The sequence below is a fragment of the Streptomyces sp. NPDC058964 genome (genome assembly GCF_042741275.1).
Taxonomy (GTDB): domain Bacteria; phylum Actinomycetota; class Actinomycetes; order Streptomycetales; family Streptomycetaceae; genus Streptomyces.
Window position 1 is genome coordinate 1 of the sequence record NZ_JBHYKH010000844.1, and the last position, 2,306, is coordinate 2,306.

The window sequence follows — 2,306 nt, forward strand, 5'->3', positions numbered from 1 at the left end:
CGCGAGCGCCGCCCAGCTCGGCACCGCGTTCCTCGCCACCCCCGAGTCCGGCGCGGGGGGGGGGGGGGGGGGGGGGGCGGCCGGGGGCCCCCCCGCCCCCCCCCCGGCCCCACGCCCCCCGCGCGCGCGCGCGCGCGCCCCCCCCACACCCGGTGTGGGCCGGGCGGCGGCCCCCCCGGGCGGCCGGATCACACGTCGAAGTAGAGCTCGAACTCGTGCGGGTGCGGACGCAGCTGCAGCGGGGCGATCTCGTTCGTGCGCTTGAAGTCGATCCACGTCTCGATCAGGTCGGACGTGAAGACGTCACCGGCGAGCAGGAACTCGTGGTCGCGCTCCAGCGAGTCGAGGACGGCCGGGAGCGAGGTCGGGACCTGAGCGACGTTCGCGTGCTCCTCGGGAGCCAGCTCGTACAGGTCCTTGTCGATCGGCTCGGCCGGCTCGATCTTGTTCTTGATGCCGTCGAGGCCCGCGAGGAGGAGGGCCGAGAAGGCGAGGTACGGGTTGCCGGAGGAGTCGGGCGCGCGGAACTCGACGCGCTTGGCCTTCGGGTTGGAGCCCGTGATCGGGATGCGCATGGCCGCGGAACGGTTGCGCTGCGAGTACACCAGGTTGATCGGCGCCTCGAAGCCCGGCACCAGACGGTGGTAGGAGTTCACCGTCGGGTTGGTGAAGGCCAGCAGCGACGGGGCGTGCTTGAGGATGCCGCCGATGTAGTAGCGGGCGGTGTCCGACAGGCCCGCGTAACCGGCCTCGTCGTAGAACAGCGGGTCGCCGTTGCTCCACAGCGACTGGTGCACGTGCATGCCCGAGCCGTTGTCACCGAAGATCGGCTTCGGCATGAAGGTCGCCGTCTTGCCGTTGCGCCAAGCCACGTTCTTCACGATGTACTTGAAGAGCTGGAGGTCGTCGGCCGCGGCGAGCAGCGTGTTGAACTTGTAGTTGATCTCGGCCTGGCCGGCGGTGCCGACCTCGTGGTGCTGGCGCTCGACCTTCAGGCCGTTCTTCTCCAGCTCCAGGGAGATCTCGGCGCGCAGGTCGGCGAAGTGGTCGACCGGCGGGACCGGGAAGTAGCCGCCCTTGTAGCGGACCTTGTAACCACGGTTGTCCTCGAGGGCACCGGTGTTCCAGGCGCCGGCCTCGGAGTCGATGTGGTAGAAGGACTCGTTCGCGCCCGTCGCGAAGCGGACGCTGTCGAAGACGTAGAACTCGGCCTCGGGACCGAAGTACGCGGTGTCCGCGATACCGGTGGAGGCGAGGTAGGCCTCGGCCTTCTTCGCCACGTTGCGCGGGTCACGGGAGTACTGCTCGCCCGTGATCGGGTCGTGGATGAAGAAGTTGATGTTGAGCGTCTTGTCACGGCGGAACGGGTCGACCCGGGCGGTCGACAGGTCCGCGCGCAGCGCCATGTCGGACTCGTGAATGGCCTGGAAGCCACGGATCGACGATCCGTCGAAGGCGAGCTCCTCGTCCGGGTCGAACGCCTCGACGGGCACCGTGAAGTGCTGCATGACGCCCGGCAGGTCGCAGAAGCGGACGTCGATGAACTTGACGTCCTCGTCCGCGATGAACTTCTTGGCCTCGTCGGCGTTCTGGAACATCCAGCTCCTCCTACTCCCGACCGTCCTCGCCGGGGTGGTAGTTCGTTCGTGCGGCCAGTGCGGTGGCACACGCTGTCCCCGACCCTAGGGACGGGTGATTTCTCGGGCGTGACCCGTTTGTTTCGCTGAAGTTAACCGGCTCCTGTTCCACGGTAGCCCCGACACACCCCGGAGTGCTCCGGGCAATCGGGGGCGCAGTACCGTGGACGGGTGGACAACAGGCAAGCAATGGGATCGTGGCTCTCCGGGCCGCGCGCGGCCATGGAAGAGGCCGGAGCCGACTTCGGATACCGGGGCGAGCAGCTCGGTCTGCCGGAGGAGGGGCCGGGCTCGATCGCCCGCCCGGGGCGGCGGCTGGGCGCGCTCGCCGTGGACTGGGGGCTGTGCGTCCTGATCGCATACGGCCTGCTCACCGACGGCTACAGCCCCGCCACCGGCAACTGGGCGCTGCTCGTCTTCTTCGTGCTGAGCGTCCTGACGGTCGGCACGGTCGGCTTCACGCCCGGCAAGCGCCTCTTCGGGCTGCGGGTCGTCGGCGCAGACAGCGGCCGGGTGCAGCCGCTGCGCTCCCTGGTGCGCACGGGCCTGCTCTGCCTCGCCCTCCCGGCACTCGTCTGGGACCGCGACGGACGCGGACTCCACGACCGGCTGGCCCGGACCGTGGAAGTGCGGATCTGAGCCTCGTACGACGACGGAGGGGGCACCCGG

At 69.6% G+C, this 2,306-nt stretch carries 2 protein-coding genes; one reads left to right on the forward strand and one right to left on the reverse strand.

The window, feature by feature from the left end:
* Positions 1-188: 188 nt before the first annotated feature.
* On the reverse strand, positions 189-1,598 hold the full coding sequence (gene glnA / locus ACFW2E_RS45495; protein WP_384477674.1) for a type I glutamate--ammonia ligase: 1,410 nt from the start codon (positions 1,596-1,598) through the stop codon (positions 189-191).
* A gap of 210 nt (positions 1,599-1,808) precedes the next feature.
* Here glnA and ACFW2E_RS45500 point away from each other — a divergent pair, with 210 nt between their 5' ends.
* Positions 1,809-2,276, forward strand: a complete 468-nt coding sequence (locus tag ACFW2E_RS45500) for an RDD family protein (protein ID WP_384477677.1) — start codon at positions 1,809-1,811, stop codon at positions 2,274-2,276.
* Positions 2,277-2,306 lie beyond the last annotated feature (30 nt).